Annotated in this window: 12 protein-coding genes; 5 read left to right on the top strand and 7 right to left on the bottom strand. The window is 61.9% G+C overall.

Annotated elements, in window-relative coordinates; genetic code table 11:
* The first annotated feature begins 51 nt into the window (after window positions 1-51).
* Window positions 52-1095: an AraC family transcriptional regulator gene (locus ACA054_RS12125; protein WP_497689585.1), complete on the top strand. Its 1044-nt coding sequence runs from the start codon at window positions 52-54 to the stop codon at window positions 1093-1095.
* Between the two features lie 1463 nt (window positions 1096-2558).
* Here the strand turns inward: ACA054_RS12125 and ACA054_RS12120 are convergent.
* The 7 genes from ACA054_RS12120 to ACA054_RS12090 form a co-directional block, all read right to left on the bottom strand.
* The gene (locus ACA054_RS12120) at window positions 2559-3569 is read right to left on the bottom strand and encodes a YeiH family protein (RefSeq protein WP_497689584.1); all 1011 of its coding nucleotides are present in this window, start codon (window positions 3567-3569) and stop codon (window positions 2559-2561) included.
* Entirely contained in the window at window positions 3566-3892 is a 327-nt protein-coding gene (locus ACA054_RS12115; protein ID WP_497689583.1) for a Rieske (2Fe-2S) protein, read from the bottom strand. Before ACA054_RS12115 ends, ACA054_RS12120 begins: the two co-directional genes overlap by 4 nt.
* Window positions 3889-4551 carry a DsbA family oxidoreductase gene (locus ACA054_RS12110; protein ID WP_497689582.1) on the bottom strand — a complete coding sequence of 221 codons (663 nt, stop codon included), beginning with the start codon at window positions 4549-4551 and terminating at the stop codon, window positions 3889-3891. The genes ACA054_RS12115 and ACA054_RS12110 overlap by 4 nt, the downstream gene beginning before the upstream one ends.
* Window positions 4548-5864, bottom strand: a complete 1317-nt coding sequence (locus ACA054_RS12105) for an MFS transporter (RefSeq protein ID WP_497689581.1) — start codon at window positions 5862-5864, stop codon at window positions 4548-4550. Before ACA054_RS12105 ends, ACA054_RS12110 begins: the two co-directional genes overlap by 4 nt.
* A gap of 88 nt (window positions 5865-5952) precedes the next feature.
* Window positions 5953-7005, bottom strand: a complete 1053-nt coding sequence (locus ACA054_RS12100) for a beta-keto acid cleavage family enzyme (protein ID WP_497689580.1) — start codon at window positions 7003-7005, stop codon at window positions 5953-5955.
* 87 nt (window positions 7006-7092) lie between these two features.
* Entirely contained in the window at window positions 7093-7941 is an 849-nt protein-coding gene (locus ACA054_RS12095) for a TauD/TfdA dioxygenase family protein (protein WP_497689579.1), read from the bottom strand.
* A 13-nt stretch (window positions 7942-7954) separates the two neighbouring features.
* Complete coding sequence (locus ACA054_RS12090) at window positions 7955-8935, bottom strand: quinone oxidoreductase family protein (RefSeq protein ID WP_497689578.1); 981 nt, start codon at window positions 8933-8935, stop codon at window positions 7955-7957.
* 210 nt (window positions 8936-9145) lie between these two features.
* Between ACA054_RS12090 and pdxR the strand changes: the two genes are divergently transcribed.
* The 4 genes from pdxR (at window position 9146) to ACA054_RS12070 (ending at window position 14404) form a co-directional block, all read left to right on the top strand.
* Window positions 9146-10669: a MocR-like pyridoxine biosynthesis transcription factor PdxR gene (gene pdxR / locus ACA054_RS12085; RefSeq protein ID WP_497689577.1), complete on the top strand. Its 1524-nt coding sequence runs from the start codon at window positions 9146-9148 to the stop codon at window positions 10667-10669.
* 112 nt (window positions 10670-10781) lie between these two features.
* On the top strand, window positions 10782-11837 hold the full coding sequence (locus ACA054_RS12080; protein WP_497689576.1) for a sugar phosphate isomerase/epimerase family protein: 1056 nt from the start codon (window positions 10782-10784) through the stop codon (window positions 11835-11837).
* A 68-nt stretch (window positions 11838-11905) separates the two neighbouring features.
* Complete coding sequence (locus ACA054_RS12075; RefSeq protein WP_497689575.1) at window positions 11906-13171, top strand: MFS transporter; 1266 nt, start codon at window positions 11906-11908, stop codon at window positions 13169-13171.
* Window positions 13172-13336: 165 nt separating this feature from the next.
* Complete coding sequence (locus ACA054_RS12070) at window positions 13337-14404, top strand: alpha/beta fold hydrolase (protein WP_497689574.1); 1068 nt, start codon at window positions 13337-13339, stop codon at window positions 14402-14404.
* Window positions 14405-14908: the final 504 nt, after the last annotated feature.

The raw sequence follows: 14908 nt of genomic DNA, 5'->3' as shown, positions 1-14908 counted from the left end.
TATAGTCGCCACGCTTTTTTGAATCGCAATCGGCCCAGGAAAGACCTTCGCATGACCAAGCTTGTTCGCGCCGCTGTCTTGACCAACTACCTGGAGGTCACTCAATACCTGGGGTTCAACCCACGCGATGTGTTGGCCGGCGTCGGCTTGACCAAGACCCTGCTGCAGGCTCCTGAGCACCGCATCCCCATTGATTCAGCCGTGCGCCTGCTGGAGGATTCGGCCGCTGCCAGTGGCTGCCAGACCTTCGGTCTGAGCATGGCCGAGTCACGCCAGCTCTCGGACTTCGGTGTGGTCAGCCTGCTGCTCAGCCATCAGCGCACGCTGCGTGATGCCTTGCAGGTGGTGGTGCATTACCGGCACTTGATGAATGATTCGCTGGCGATCTTCATCGAAGAAGCCGGCAAGATGGTGATCATTCGCGAAGAGGTGGTCACCGAATCGCCGACGCCCAGCCGACAGGCCACCGAGCTTGCCATCGGCGTGATGTTCCGCCTGTGCGCCGCCCTCCTCGGCTCACACTGGCATCCCTACAGCGTCAATTTCACCCACCAGGCCCCCGACAACCTGCAGCTGCACCGTCGGCTGTTCGGCTGCACCCTGGAGTTCGGCAGTGAGTTCAACGGCATCGTCTGCGCAGGTGCCAGCCTGGACATGACCAACCCCAATGCCGACCCGGCCATGGCCCGCTACGCCCAGAGCTACCTCGACTCGTTGCAAAGCCATCAAGGCACTTCGATGCTGTTCGAAGTGCGCAAGGCCATCTACCTGCTGCTGCCCATGGGCCGCGCCACCATCGAGCAAGTCGCGCAGAGCCAGGGCATGAACGTGCGCACCTTGCAGCGTCGCCTCAAGGATGATGGCTGTGCGTTCAACGATGTGATCAACGATGTGCGCCGCGACCTGGTGCTGCGTTATCTGGACAACCCGAATTACTCGCTCAGTCGCATTGCCGACATGCTTGGCTACTCAATGGCGAGTTCGTTTACGCGGTGGTTCATCAGCCAGTTCGGCATGCCGCCGGCGACGTGGCGCGCGCAAAAGCAGGGTTCGGCAAAAGCCCCGACGGACGCTGCCCCACCCAAGTCCTACTGATATCGCTTCTATTGTGGGAGTGAGCCTGCTCGCGATGGCGATCTTATAGCCGACCAATCTCTCGCGGCTGTACCCGATCTACTGTGGGAGCGAGCTTGCTCGCGATGGCGATCTTATAGCCGACCAATCTCTCGCGGCTGTACCCGATCTACTGTGGGAGCGAGCTTGCTCGCGATGGCGATCTTACAGCCGACCAATCTCTCGCGGCTGTACCCGATCTACTGTGGGAGCGAGCTTGCTCGCGATGGCGGTCTGGCAGCCGACCAATTTCTTTCAGGTGTACATATCCATTCCTGCGGTAACGGCCACCTAAGGTTTCGCTCTTACAGCGAGTCACTTGGAAAAGCCTGTAGGAGCCAGGCTTGCCGGCGAAGGCGTCCTGGCATCCGATGATTATCTTTCAGGTGTACATATCCATTCCTGCGGTAACGGCCACTTAGGGTTTCGCCCTTACGGCGAGTCACTTGGAAAAGCCTGTAGGAGCCAGGCTTGCCGGCGAAGGCGTCCTGGCATCCGATGATTATCTTTCAGGTGTACATATCCATTCCTGCGGTAACGGCCACTTAGGGTTTCGCCCTTACGGCGAGTCACTTGGAAGAGCCTGTAGGAGCGAGCATGCTCGCGATGGAGGTCAACGATGACGCGGGGAGCCTGACACCCCGCGGTGCTCTCAGGTTTTTCGCGAGCATGCTCGCTCCTACAGAGCCCGCCGCGATGGGCCATCCTTGGCCCAGCGCGGCTAACCCGGCATCCATGCCGGGTTGCCCACTGCGCAGAACCTCCACTCGGCCTCTCGAGGGGGCAAGAAAATCAAAAGCCAAAGCAACAGCCAAAGCGAGGCGGCCTGACAGCCGACCTGATTGCAGGTCTGTCCGCGCTCCCACAGGGGATCAGGTACACCCGTAAAATCAGGTCGGCTGTCAGGCCGCCTCGCTTTGGCTTTAGATTTGGGCGCCCCGTTAAACCACGATGGCCGAACGCAGGCATTGCGCAGTGGGTAAACCGGCAGGACGCCGGTTTAGCCGCGCTGGGCCAAGGATGGCCCATCGCGGCGACCCACGGAGCAATGCCGGAGTGAGGGCATGCCGAGCCCTAGCGAGGCACCGAGTGGTGGGGCAAAGCCTTTTGGTTCCTTTTTGGCGTTTGAAAAAGGGACTCGCCGTAAGGGCGAAACCCTAAGTGGCCGTTACCGCAGCAATGGATATGTACTCAGACAACAATCTCCCACAGGCTTTGACGCGGCATGGATCACCGTTGGTAGAGGCGCCGATGGAGATCAACGATAACGTGGGAAGCCTGACCTCTAGTTCTTCGCGCACGAGCTCACCCCTGGCAAAAAAAACGGCGACTGCTGGTACAGTCGCCGTGAAAAACCGGTGTTGTTCACACCGGTCGAGAACACCACCGCAGCTAGGAGCCAACCGCGGTGCAGCCCTCTGCCAGAAAGCGTTTTGCGTCGGGTGTCAAAGGCCCCAGTGCAGCAACAACAGCACCAGCACGACGAGGAACATCGTCTCCCCCACCATCAGCAGGATCGGTTTGATACCCACCGCCGCCAGCTCCTTGAGCTGGGTCTTCATGCCCAGGGCACTGATGGATACCACCAGGCACCAGCGCGACAGTTCATTGACCGAACCCTGCACCACCGGGGCTATCCATCCGGTGCTGTTGATGCACGCCAGTATCAGAAAACCGACGGCGAACCACGGCAGCAACGGTGGTCGTTTGCCGGTGGGATCGGCGCCCTGCATACGAGTGATCATCGCGGCGGTGACGATCACCGGCAGCAGCATGGCGACGCGCATCAGCTTGACCACAGTGGCCGTGTCACCGGTTTCGGTGGACATGCTGTAGCCGGCGCCGACCACCTGGGCCACGTCGTGGATGGTCGCCCCGAGAAACACTCCGGCCACCTGCGGCGACAATTCCAGCCAGTTGGCGATCATCGGGTAGACAATCATCGCCATCGTCGACAGCGCCGAGACACCGATCACCGTAAACAACGTCGCGCGTTCTTTCTGCGGATGGTTAGGCAGCGCAGCCGCCAGCGCCAACGCGGCCGATGCACCACAGATCGCCGTGGCCCCACCGGTGAGCATGCCGAACAACCGTTGGAAGCCCAGCGCTTTGGCCGCGATCACCGACACGCCGATGGTCACCACCACCAGGATCACCACCAGAGCCACCGGTTTCCAGCCCAGCGCCGCCATCTGTTCGAGGGTGATGCGCATGCCCAGCAGCGCCACGCCGATACGCAACACGGTGCGCGCGGTGAACTCGATGCCGGCCTTGCAGGCGCCGTCACCGGCGAGGAAATTCAGGGCCATGCCCAACAGCAGGGCAAGCAGCATGACGGGCGCACCGTAATGCTCGGACAAAAACGACGCGGCGGCCGCGACGATCAGACTGACGATAAACCCCGGGGCCAATTCGCGCGTGCGGCTATGGATGCGGGTAAGAGCGATGGCGCTCATGGCGCGGCCTCCTCGGGAACAATGACGATGAACGCCTGGCCGTCGATGATCTCGACCGGGTAGTTGTTGACTTTGACCAGCCTGGAATTGAGCAGGTAGCCGCTGTGCAAATCGAAGCGCAAACCATGGGCGCAACATTGAATCACCCGCCCATCAAGACGCCCGCCACACAGCGAGGCGCCCTGGTGCGGGCAGCTGTCGTCGATGGCAAACAGCTGCCCGTCGACGTTGAACAACGCCAGGCTCTTGTCTTCGAACTCGAACAGCGCCCGGCCACCGGCCTGCGGGTGTTTGCCGACGGGTACGGGAATGCGCCGGGTCATGCCGGTTGCCGCTCGCGCTCACGTTCCTTGAGTGCTTCGTGCATGGCCCCGAGCAGCGCCTGGGCAGGTTGTGCACCGATCACCGTCATGCGGCCGTTGAACTGAAAGCTCGGCACGCCACTGGTCGCACCGGGAGATCCCTTGAAGGGCGTGGCGTCGCCCTTAAGGCAATCGCGCAACGCATCCGCATCGATGCCACAGGAACGGGCGATGGCGAGCAAGGTCTCGCCGCAGCCGAGGTTTTCGCGCTTGCGGAAATAAGCGGCGAACAGTCGCTCGAGCAGCATTTCACGCTGAGCAGCATTGCCCAGTGCGCTGGCCCGCTCGAACAGGCGATGGGCGTCTGCGGTGTTGGGCATCGTCTCGATCTGGCTGAGGTCGATGGTCAGCCCAACCGCCGCGGCTGCCTGCTGAACCTGGGCCTGACGCATGGTCATGGCGTCGGCATTGCCCAGGCGCTTGCGGTAGAAATCGGCGAAGGGCTCCCCTTCTACCGGCAACTGAGGCAGCAACTGCACGCCATGCCACACGGTGCTGATCTGCACATCCGGATGGCGACTGCGAAACTGTACCTGCGCATGCTCCAATTGGCGTTTGCCGATCAGGCACCAGGGGCAGATAAAATCGAAAAACACATCAATTTGTAGACGACGACTCACAACTTCACCTCTAACCCGGCTTGACTGACGGGGTCAGGCACGCTCTGACCCTGAAGGCGGGCAATATCTTTGTGGTAATGACACTTGGCGTAAAAGAACACGGCCGCTGCCGCGAGGCTGACCAGTGGCACCAGTTGGAAAGCGGCATGCAGGCCGATCAGGTCCGACACGCGCCCCGTGATAAACGGCCCCGGCGCCAGTCCCAGCATGTTGTTGGCCAATGTCAGCGTGGCGAAGGCCGTGCCATGGACCGAGTAATGGGTCAGGTTGGCAACCATCGCGCCAGCGGGGCCGGTGGTACCGGTGGCAATCAGCATGCCCAGGCAGATCAGCGCCAGCTGCAAAGGCCCTGCCGATAGCGCGAACGCCGCCGACAGCAGCAGGCAACTGCCCAGGCAAAACGCGATGGCCAGGCTGACCTTGCGCTCCGGCGAATTACGGCACAGCCGATCGCTGAGCATGCCGCACAGGATCATCCCGGTGCCGCTGCACAACACGATGATCGCGGCCATGCCGCCAGCCTTGTCCGTGGGCATGTCGTAATAGCGATTGAGGTAACTGGGAATCCACACCATCACCGTGCCGCCGACGAACAGCTGCAAGCCGCTACCGACGTAGGTCGCCACCACCGAACGGCTGGACCACAGCGTACGCAGCGGGCGCTTGGCCCCCGCGACAGCCTTGGCAGCCCGTTGTGGAGCGATGCGCGCTTCCTTGACGATGATCGGATAAAGCATCGCCAGCAGCAGGCCAAACAGCGCCATGCCGGCGAACGACCAGCGCCAGCCGAGCTTGGCGGCGATAGCACCGCCCAACGCCATACCCAACACCGAGCCGAACATTCCGCCTGCCATGAAGGCGCTGGCCAGGGTAGCCCGCATGTGTTTCGGAAACACCGAAATCACCACCGCGATGCCGACGCTGCCGTAGGCCGCTTCACCAACGCCAACCATGAATCGCGCGATGAACATTTGCTGGTAATCCTGCGCCAACGCACAGCCCAGGGTGGCCACGCTCCAGAGCATCGCCATCAGCGCCAGGCTCTTGACCCGGCCGAAGCGGTCGGCCATCAGCGACAGCGGAAATGTCAGCAGGCCGACCATCAGGGCGACAATGCCACTGAGCAGGCCAAGCTGACCGTCGCTCAGGGCCCATTCGCTCTTGAGCAGCGGGAACACCGCGTTCAGCACCTGGCGTGACATGTAATCGGAAATCAACAGGCCGAACGTCAGGGCGAAGACAATCCAGGCATATTTACGCGCAACGTTGACGCAACCGGAGTCGTCATCGTCGGCGATTGGGTGAAAGGCCATGCAGCCTCCTCAAAGCTTTTATTTATTTTTGTTATCAAGCGTTTTGCAGTGCGGACGAAAGGTCACGGCCTCTCGTCCGGACCACGGGTCAGCCGCGTTGCGGCACACCCTTCTGCCCAGCCTTGCGGTTGGGGGACATTCCGTTGGCCAACAGGGTTTCTTCGATGCTGTCGTACTTCACACCGATGCGATAAATCTCGCGGGCTTCTTTGCCGCTGGCGATTTCGCGACCCAGTTCATGGGCGATACGCACGGTTTGCTGGATCTGCGCCACCGAGCCGAAACGATCGCCCTTGTGATCAATGATAGTGTCTTCATTGCCCACGCGTGGGTGCATGCCCATGGCCATCGACATGGTGTTGAACGGCATGACGTTCTTGAGCAGCGATTCGGAGGTCAGGGTGCAGCCATCCGGCGCGCGGTGGATGAAGTTGAAGAAGTTGAACGGGTTCGGGCCATCGAAACCGCCGCCGATGCCGATCCAGGTCAGGTTCAACGGGCCCTTGTAGATACCCCTGCGAACCAGACGCTCAAGGGTTTCCATTGCGTGCATGCCGGTCAGCTGGAAATGCGGCTGGATACCGTTGTCCATCAGGCGCTTGAGGTGCTCGGCGACCCAGGCAGGGCCCGCTGGCACGGTCATTTCGCTGTAGGCAGCCTGGACCATCGGGTTAGCCAGGGAAGTGCCTTCCAGGTATTCCGGATACAGCAGCTCCATGATGTTCATCTGGGTGGTGTTGATCGCCACCGTGACCTGGTCCGGTTTCGGCGTCAGCTCGGCCAGCATGTGGCGAGTGTCGTCGGACAGCCACTTGGCCGCTTCACCATCGCTTTCCGGGGCGAAGGAAATCGAGCCGCCGACCTGGATGATCATGTCCGGCACGGCTTCGCGCACGCCGGCAATCAGCTCGTTGAACTTGGACAGGCGCTTGGAGCCCTTGCCGTCCAGTTCACGCACATGCAGGTGCAGGACCGTGGCGCCGGCTTCATAGCAATCGACCGCTTTCTGGACTTGCTCGTCCATGGTCAGCGGGATGTCTTCCGGGAAGTCTTCCGGCATCCATTCCGGGCCATACGGGGCCACGGTGATGACCACTTTTTCCATGTTTTCGGGGTGCAGGGAATCGTCGAAGAATTGCATGGGTTACTCCAGTTCTTATGATTGTCCCGTCCACCCGGGATCGTGCCGGGCAGACGTGTTTACGAGTGCGTATGCAGAAAGGGTCGATCAGTAGGTCTTGTCGCCGATGATCCCGGCGCGCTCCATCTTGCGATGGCACGGCGGGTAGTCCATGACGGCGTAGTGCTGGGTACTGCGGTTGTCCCAGATGGCGATGCTGTTGGGCTTCCAGCGCCAGCGCACCTGATATTCAGGGATGTACGCCTGGCTGATCAGGTAGCGCAGCAACTCGCCGGCGCCAGGGTTGGCGTCCTGGCCGAAGCGCACCCGCTCAGGGGTGTGGTAGTTGCTGAAGTGAGTGGTGAAAGCGTTGACGAACAGCACCTTCTCACCGGTTTCCGGATGGGTGCGCACCACCGGGTGCTCGGCGTCCGGGTACATCGCCTTGAGCGCCAGGCGCTTCTCGATCGGCATGGCCGCGCCGAAGCTCGCTTCGATGCTGTGGCGGGCGCGCAGGTCGGCGATCTTGAGCTTTACGTCTTCCGGCAAGTTCGCATAGGCCTGGACCATGTTGGTCCACATGGTGTCGCCGCCCACTGGCGGGCATTCCACGCAGCGCAGCACGCAACCCATCGGCGGTGCTTCGCGCCAGGTGGCGTCGGTGTGCCAGGCATTCTCGTAGCGGTCCATCGGCTGGTCAGGATTCTTGTAGATGCGCACCAGCCCCGGATGCTCCGGATCGCTGCCGGCCACCGGATGATCTTCCAGCTCGCCGAAGCGACGGGCGAATGCCACGTGCTCGGCGCGGGTGATGTCCTGGTCACGCAGGAACACCACGCGGTGCTTGAGCAACTGGGCACGAATCTCGGCAAACAGACCGTCGTCATGCACCGCGTCGGCGAGGTTCACGCCGATCAGTTCGGCGCCGATGCTGCAGGTCAATTGTTCGACTTTCATGGCTGGCAGCTCCTTAAATGACGAAAATCGACGAGCCGGTAGTCTTGCGCGACTCAAGATCGCGATGAGCCTGCACCGCATCCTGCAAGGCGTAGTGCTGGTTGATCTCGATCTTGATCCGGCCGCTGCCGACGTGGTCGAACAACTCACCGGCCAGGGCGGCTTTTTCCGCAGGGTCGCTGATGTAGTTGGCCAGGGCTGGACGGGTCAGGTACAGCGAACCTTTCATCGCCAGCATCACCGGGTCGAACGCCGGGATCGGCCCGGATGCGGTACCCACGCAGACCATCAGGCCACGGGGTTTCAACGAATCCAGCGAACCCATGAAGGTGTTCTTGCCAACGCTGTCGAACACCACGTTGACGCCGACGCCGTCGGTCAATTCGCGAACCCGCGCGGCGACGTCTTCATGGCTGTAATTGATAGTATGGTCGCAACCGTGAGCCCGAGCGATTTCAGCCTTTTGCTCGGTCGATACGGTGCCGATCACGTTCAGGCCGAGCAACTTGGCCCACTGCGAGACGATCAGGCCGACACCACCGGCGGCGGCGTGCAACAGGATGCTGTCGCCTTCCTTGAAGTCGTAGATGCGACGCATCAGGTACGACGACGTCAGACCACGCATGGTCATCGCCGCCGCGGTTTCGAAGCTGATGGTTTCCGGCAGTTTGATCAGCGGCGCGGCCGCGATCAGCCGTTCGGTGCTGTAGGCGCCAAGGGTGTTGAGGAAACCGGTATAGGTAACGCGGTCCCCCACCTGAACGTTGCTCACGCCTTCGCCGATGGCCTGGACCACACCGGACGCCTCGACCCCCATGCCGTTGGGCATCGGGATCGGGTAGGTGCCGTTGCGAAAGTAGGTGTCGGCATAGTTCAGGCCGACCGCCACATGACGCAGACGAACCTGACCGGGACCTGGATCGCCGACTTCGACATCCTCATAGCGAAGGACTTCGGGACCACCGGTTTCGTAGAAGCGTACGGCCTTGGCCATTTTTCTTATTCTCCAGTCTGCAATATTGGCTGCTGCGTCGATTTGCGCTGATTGGACTGTAGGATGCCGCCCAAACAGCCGCTTCTCATCAGACGACAATGGCTTTTCATTTCATGACAGTGCTCGCCGTGGCGCTCTCGGCGGTGGATGACTTATCCAGTGCCGCTCGCTACCCTGCACAGCACGACACTCCGTCCAGACGAGCGCTTCATGAAATCCCCCGCAGGTTTGTTGCTGTCGGCCATCGAGCTGGACCGTGCCAGCGCCATCCCCTTGTACCGCCAGCTGTATCTGCAGATTCGCAAGCAGATCCTCGGTGGCCGGATCCAGGGGGGCGTGCGTCTGCCGTCGACCCGCACCTTGAGCAAGGAACTGGCGTTGTCGCGGATCACCATCCTCAATGCCTTCGATCAGTTGATCGCCGAAGGTTTCCTGGCCTCGCGCACCGGCGCCGGCACCTACGTCGGTACCGAGTGGGAGCGCCGCACGACTGTCGACGACGGGCAAGCGCGCCAGCCCCCTCGCCTGTCCGACCTGAGCCAGTCGATGCTATCGCTGCGCAGCGATCATTTTCGCGGGGTGTCCTATGCCGACTGGGACCCGGCGACACCGACCTCGTTCCTGCCCAGCCACAGCACCTACGACGCGTTCCCGCACGCGATCTGGCGGCGTCTGATGAATCGTCACCTGCTCAAGCCGACCAAGGCCATGCTCGGTTATGGCGAACTGCAAGGGTTGCAGGCGTTGCGCACGGCCATTGCCGAGTACGTCTTCGACGCACGCGGCATCGACGCACGCGGCATCGACTGTGACGCCGGGCAAGTGGTGATCGTTTCCGGCGCTCAGCAAGCCTTCAATCTGCTGGGCATGCTGCTGCTCAATCCGCAGGACAGCGTGTGGATGGAGGACCCGGGGCACATCGCGGCGCGCATCGCCTTGCAGGCCCAGGGCGCGCAAGTGGTGCCGCTGCGCATCGATGAACAGGGGATCGATGTTCAGCAAGGCCTAGCCCAATGCCCTGATGCGCGGCTGGTGTTCACCACGCCCTCTCGCCAGCATCCCTTGGGCGTGACCCTCAGTTATGCGCGACGCCAGGCACTGATCGATTGGGCTGCACGCCAGCAGAGCTGGATCATCGAGGACGATTGCGACAGTGAACTGCGCTACAGCGGCCGCCTCCTTCCCGCGCTCTATGCCATGGACCAGATGGCCCGGGTGATCTACGTCGGAACGTTCAGCAAAGTGCTCTTCCCCTCGCTGCGACTGGGCTACGTGATATTGCCCCAGGCCCTGGTCGAACCCTTCTGCACCTTGCGCGCGGTCATGGATCGCAGCCCGCCCACCCTACTGCAGGCGACAACGGCGGACTTCATGGTCGAAGGCCATTTCCTGGGGCACATCCGCCGCCTGCGCGCGTTGTACCAAGCTCGCCAGCAGGCCCTGGTCGAGCAGCTGCAACAACAGCTCGGCGGCTTCTTGCGGGTCACCCCGGTGGACGCCGGCATGCACCTGATCGCATGGCTACCCCCGGCGCTCGATGACGACGCCATTGCCAAGCAACTGGCGCACCACAACATCCATACCTACGCCCTGAGCGACTACTGCATCGATCACGTCCTGCCGCCTGCCCTGCTGATCGGTTTTGCCGGCACCCCCGAACACCAGGCCCGGGAACGCGTCGCGGCGCTGGCCCGGGCCCTGGACGCGATGGGGTGCCTGACGCAGGCCACTTGAAGCACGGCAAGTGGTCTTATCAATTAACTGATAATGGATCTATCGAGAGTTCCTGACTGGCGCGATAAAGGCTGCGTCGCAAGACCCAGTGTCTGAACCAGGAACGACTCGAATGAACAATAAGATCCAGGAACGATTCAACGCCCTGCTGGGCCACAACGTGGTCGAGGACGGCACCGCGCCCGTGCTGACTGACGCACTGGCCCGGCAGTTGCTCGAACGACTGGCGCAACTGCGCCTGTTTGCCCACGCCTACCCGCTACTGACCAACCTCACCCACGGCCGTGTCACCCCTGCCGACCTGCTCGACTTCGCCTATCGCCACGAGCTGCAAGGCCTGAGCCTGCACTTGCTCGACGGCGAGGCCAACAGCCTGAGCCAGATGACACCTGCGCAACTGCAGGTGTTTGCCGACAAGGCCCGTGCCTTGGGACTGGATGTGCATCTGGAAATCAGCAGCACGCTGAAAAAAGATGTCGACCAGGTGATCGCCATCGCCCTCGCTCTGGGTGTGCGCAACATCCGCGTTTACTCACGCTACGAGGGAACGCTGTCGCGGGTCTTGGACGTGATCGAAACCGATCTGCGCTACCTCGCGCGGCAGGCAGACGAGCACGACCTGTACTTCGACTTCGAGCAGCATGAAGAGCTCAAGAGCGGCGAGATCGCACAACTGCTGAACCGGCTTAACCACCCGCGCCTGCATGCCCTGTTTGATTTCGGCAACATGATCAATGCCTGCGAACAACCCCTGCAGGCGCTGCGCAACCTGGCGCCGCACATCCGCCAGGCGCACCTCAAGGGCGTGCGCGTGGTCCCCGAGCAAAACGGCTTCGGGCATTACGGCGTACTGCAGGGCAGCGCCGAAGACGACCTGCCCAGCGCCCGCCTGCTGTTCGAACTGTTGATGCTTGGCGAAACGAGCCCGCAGGTGATCGCCTTCATCCTCGAGCAGGAAAACCACTACGTGGCCCCGGCGTTCCGGCAGACCCTCGAGGCGGCCGACCCTTTCATTGCCTACCGGGAAATGAGTGAAACGCCACTGCCCGACGGCTACTCGCTGGAGCGAATGCTGGCCGACGAACACCGCTGGGCGAACAACCAGGTTGCCTACGTCCGCGGCCTGCTGGCCGAGTTACGCACCCTGGCCGAGCTAACCCTGGCCTAGCTAATCCTGGCAAAGAACCCCCAAGCCTGAACCCGACGCTACGAACCGATTACGCCCGGAGAACAATAATGACAACTCAAAACAAGGCCAAATGGCTCAGATTCCTGATACTCATCCTTGGTGGCGGCACCATCTACAAGCTGGCCAACCTCAAGGACGCCTTCTATGTGCCCATGCAGGAATTCATGGGCTTGAGCCACACTGAAATCGGCCTGTTGCTGAGTGCAAACGCGATCATCGCCACCGCGCTGTTCGTGGTCGGCGGCCTGCTCGCCGATCGCTATGACACCCGCAAGCTGATCCCCATCGGCCTGATCGGCACCGGTGGCCTGGGGTTGTACCTGGCGACCTTTCCGCCCTTCAGCAACCTGCTGATCGTGTTCAGCCTGCTGGCGGTGTGTGCCGACTGCATCTTCTGGCCGTCGTTGCTCAAGGCCATCCGCAACCTGGGTGACGATCAGGAACAGGGTCGGTTGTTCGGCCTGCTGGAAGGCGGGCGTGGTGTCGTCGATACCCTGGTGGCCTTCTGCGCCCTGGGCGTGTTCGTCGCCATGGGCTCGGGCGAAGCCGGCTTGAAGTCGGCGATCCTGTTCTACTCGGTGATCGACATCCTGGCCGGGACCCTGACCTGGTTCCTGCTCAAAAGCGGCGGCACACAGCCGACCGCCAAGCCTGGGAACGGCCTGGCGAACCTGTACGAAGCCATCAAGGTGCCGGGCATCTGGCTGGTCAGCCTCAATGTGTTCATGGTCTACATCGTCTACTGCGGCCTGACCTATTTCATTCCCTACCTCAAGGAAATGTACGGCCTGCCCGTGGCACTGGTGGGCGCCTACGGCATCATCAACCAGTACTTCCTCAAGATCCTCGGCGGCCCTGCCGGCGGCTTCATCGCCGACAAGCAGTTCAAGAGCACCAGCCGCTACCTCAAGTGGGCGTTCCTGGCGCTGCTGCCGCTGATGGGCGTCATCCTGCTGATTCCCAAAAGCCCGAGCTTCATCTATGCCGGCATGGCCGCCACCCTGTCCTTCGCGCTGATCGTGTTTTCCATGCGTGGCGTGTTCTGGGCGCCCATGGGTGAAGTCGGCATCCCCAAGCACATCACCGGCTCGGCCTTCGGCATCGGCTGCCTGATCGGCTATGCACCGGGCATGTTCGCCTACGTGGTCTACGGCGCCATCCTCGACCACTTCCCCGGCCAGCAAGGCTATAACTATGTGTTCAGCCTGATGAGCGGGTTGGCGATCGTTGGCTTCATGGTGTCCAGCCTGCTGTATCAATCGGTGCGCAGGAAGTCCACGGTCAGTGGCGAGGTGAGTGCAGCGCAGGCTTGATCGACGCTGTGTATCACTGTGTATCTGGACAACGGCGGGATACAGGGGCTTGCACCCGTCCCGCCCTTCGACACAGGCCAGATACGTCACCGCGCTCAAATGCAGGCAGGGTTTGAAGGGGATCGGCCGGATCCCCTGGCCAGCGGCTTGCAAAGGAGACTCACCATGAAGATGGCACAGCAGAACGACAAAACCGGTAAACCCCGCCGCAGTCTGGTCGGCACTTCGATCCTCGCGCTGAGTCTGTTTGGCGTTCTGGGTGCGGCGCACGGGCAAACGTCCGCTACCGCGCAGCCTGCCGCGACCCCGGCTGGCGTCACGCAAGCGGCGACGTCGGCGTTCGGTCCGCTCAAGCATGTCAACGCCGGCCTGCTGAACGTGGCGTACGCCGAAACGGGCCCGGCCGATGGACCGGTGGTGATTCTGCTGCACGGTTGGCCGTACGACATCCACAGCTATGACGAGGTCGCGCCCTTGTTGGCAGCCAGGGGTTATCGCGTGTTGATGCCCTATGCGCGAGGCTACGGCGATACGCATTTCCTGTCCGACAAGACCCTGCGCAATGGCCAACCGGCCGCGCTGGCCAGCGACGTCATCGACTTCATGGACGCCCTGAAGATCAAGCAAGCCGTGCTCGGTGGCTATGATTGGGGCGCGCGTTCAGCCGACATCGTGTCGGCGCTGTGGCCGGAACGGGTCAAGGCACTGGTCTCGGTCAGTGGCTATCTGATCGGCAACCAGGCCGCCGGCAAGAACCCGCTGCCGCCCAAGGCTGAGCTTCAGTGGTGGTACCAGTTCTACTTCGCCACCGACCGCGGTCGCGCCGGTTACGAGAAAAACACCCATGACTTCGCCAAGCTGATCTGGCAACTGGCCTCGCCAAAATGGGCCTTCGACGACGCCACCTTCAACCGCAGCGTCAAGGCGCTGGACAACCCCGACCATGTCGACATCACCGTGTTCAACTACCGCTGGCGCCTGGGCCTGGTGCAGGGCGAGAGCCGATACGAAGCGCTGGAGCAGAAACTGGCCACCGCGCCTTCCATCAGCGTGCCGACCATCACCCTGGAAGGCGATGCCAACGGCGCGCCGCACCCGGCCCCCGAGGATTACGCCAAGCGCTTTACCGGCAAGTACGAATTCCGCCTGATCAGCGGCGGCATCGGCCACAACTTGCCGCAGGAAGATCCGCAGGCGTTCGCCAAGGCGGTGATCGATGCGGATCATCTTTGAGGCCCAGCCATAGGGGCCTGACAGCCGACCTATTGTTTGTTGTCGGAGTACATATCCATTCCTGCGGTAACGGCCACCTATGGTTCCGCTCTTACAGCGGGTCACTTTGAAGAGCCTGTAGGAGCGAGCATGCTCCTACAGGGCCCGCCGCGATGGGCCATCCTTGGCCCAGCGCGGCTAACCCGGCATCCATGCTGGGTTGCCCACTGCGCAGAACCGAAACGAAGCCTCTCGATGGGACAAGAAAATCAAAAGCCAAAGCAAGAGCGAGGCGGCCCGGCAGCCGACCTGATTGCAGGCTTGTCCGCGATCCTATTGTGGGAGCGAGCCTGCTCGCGATGAACGTCCAGACAACGCGATCATCCAGACAGGGTGCGTTATCGTTGACGTCCATCGCGAGCAGGCTCGCTCCCACAGGGGATCAGGTACAGCCGTAAAAGTCAGGTCGGCTGTCAGGCCGCCTCGCTTTGGCTTTAGATTGGGCGCCCCGTTAACCACGATGGC

This window comes from Pseudomonas sp. LBUM1653, assembly GCF_059716115.1.
Note: the sequence above shows the minus strand (reverse complement) of the source record. Positions and strands in the feature narration are given on the sequence as shown.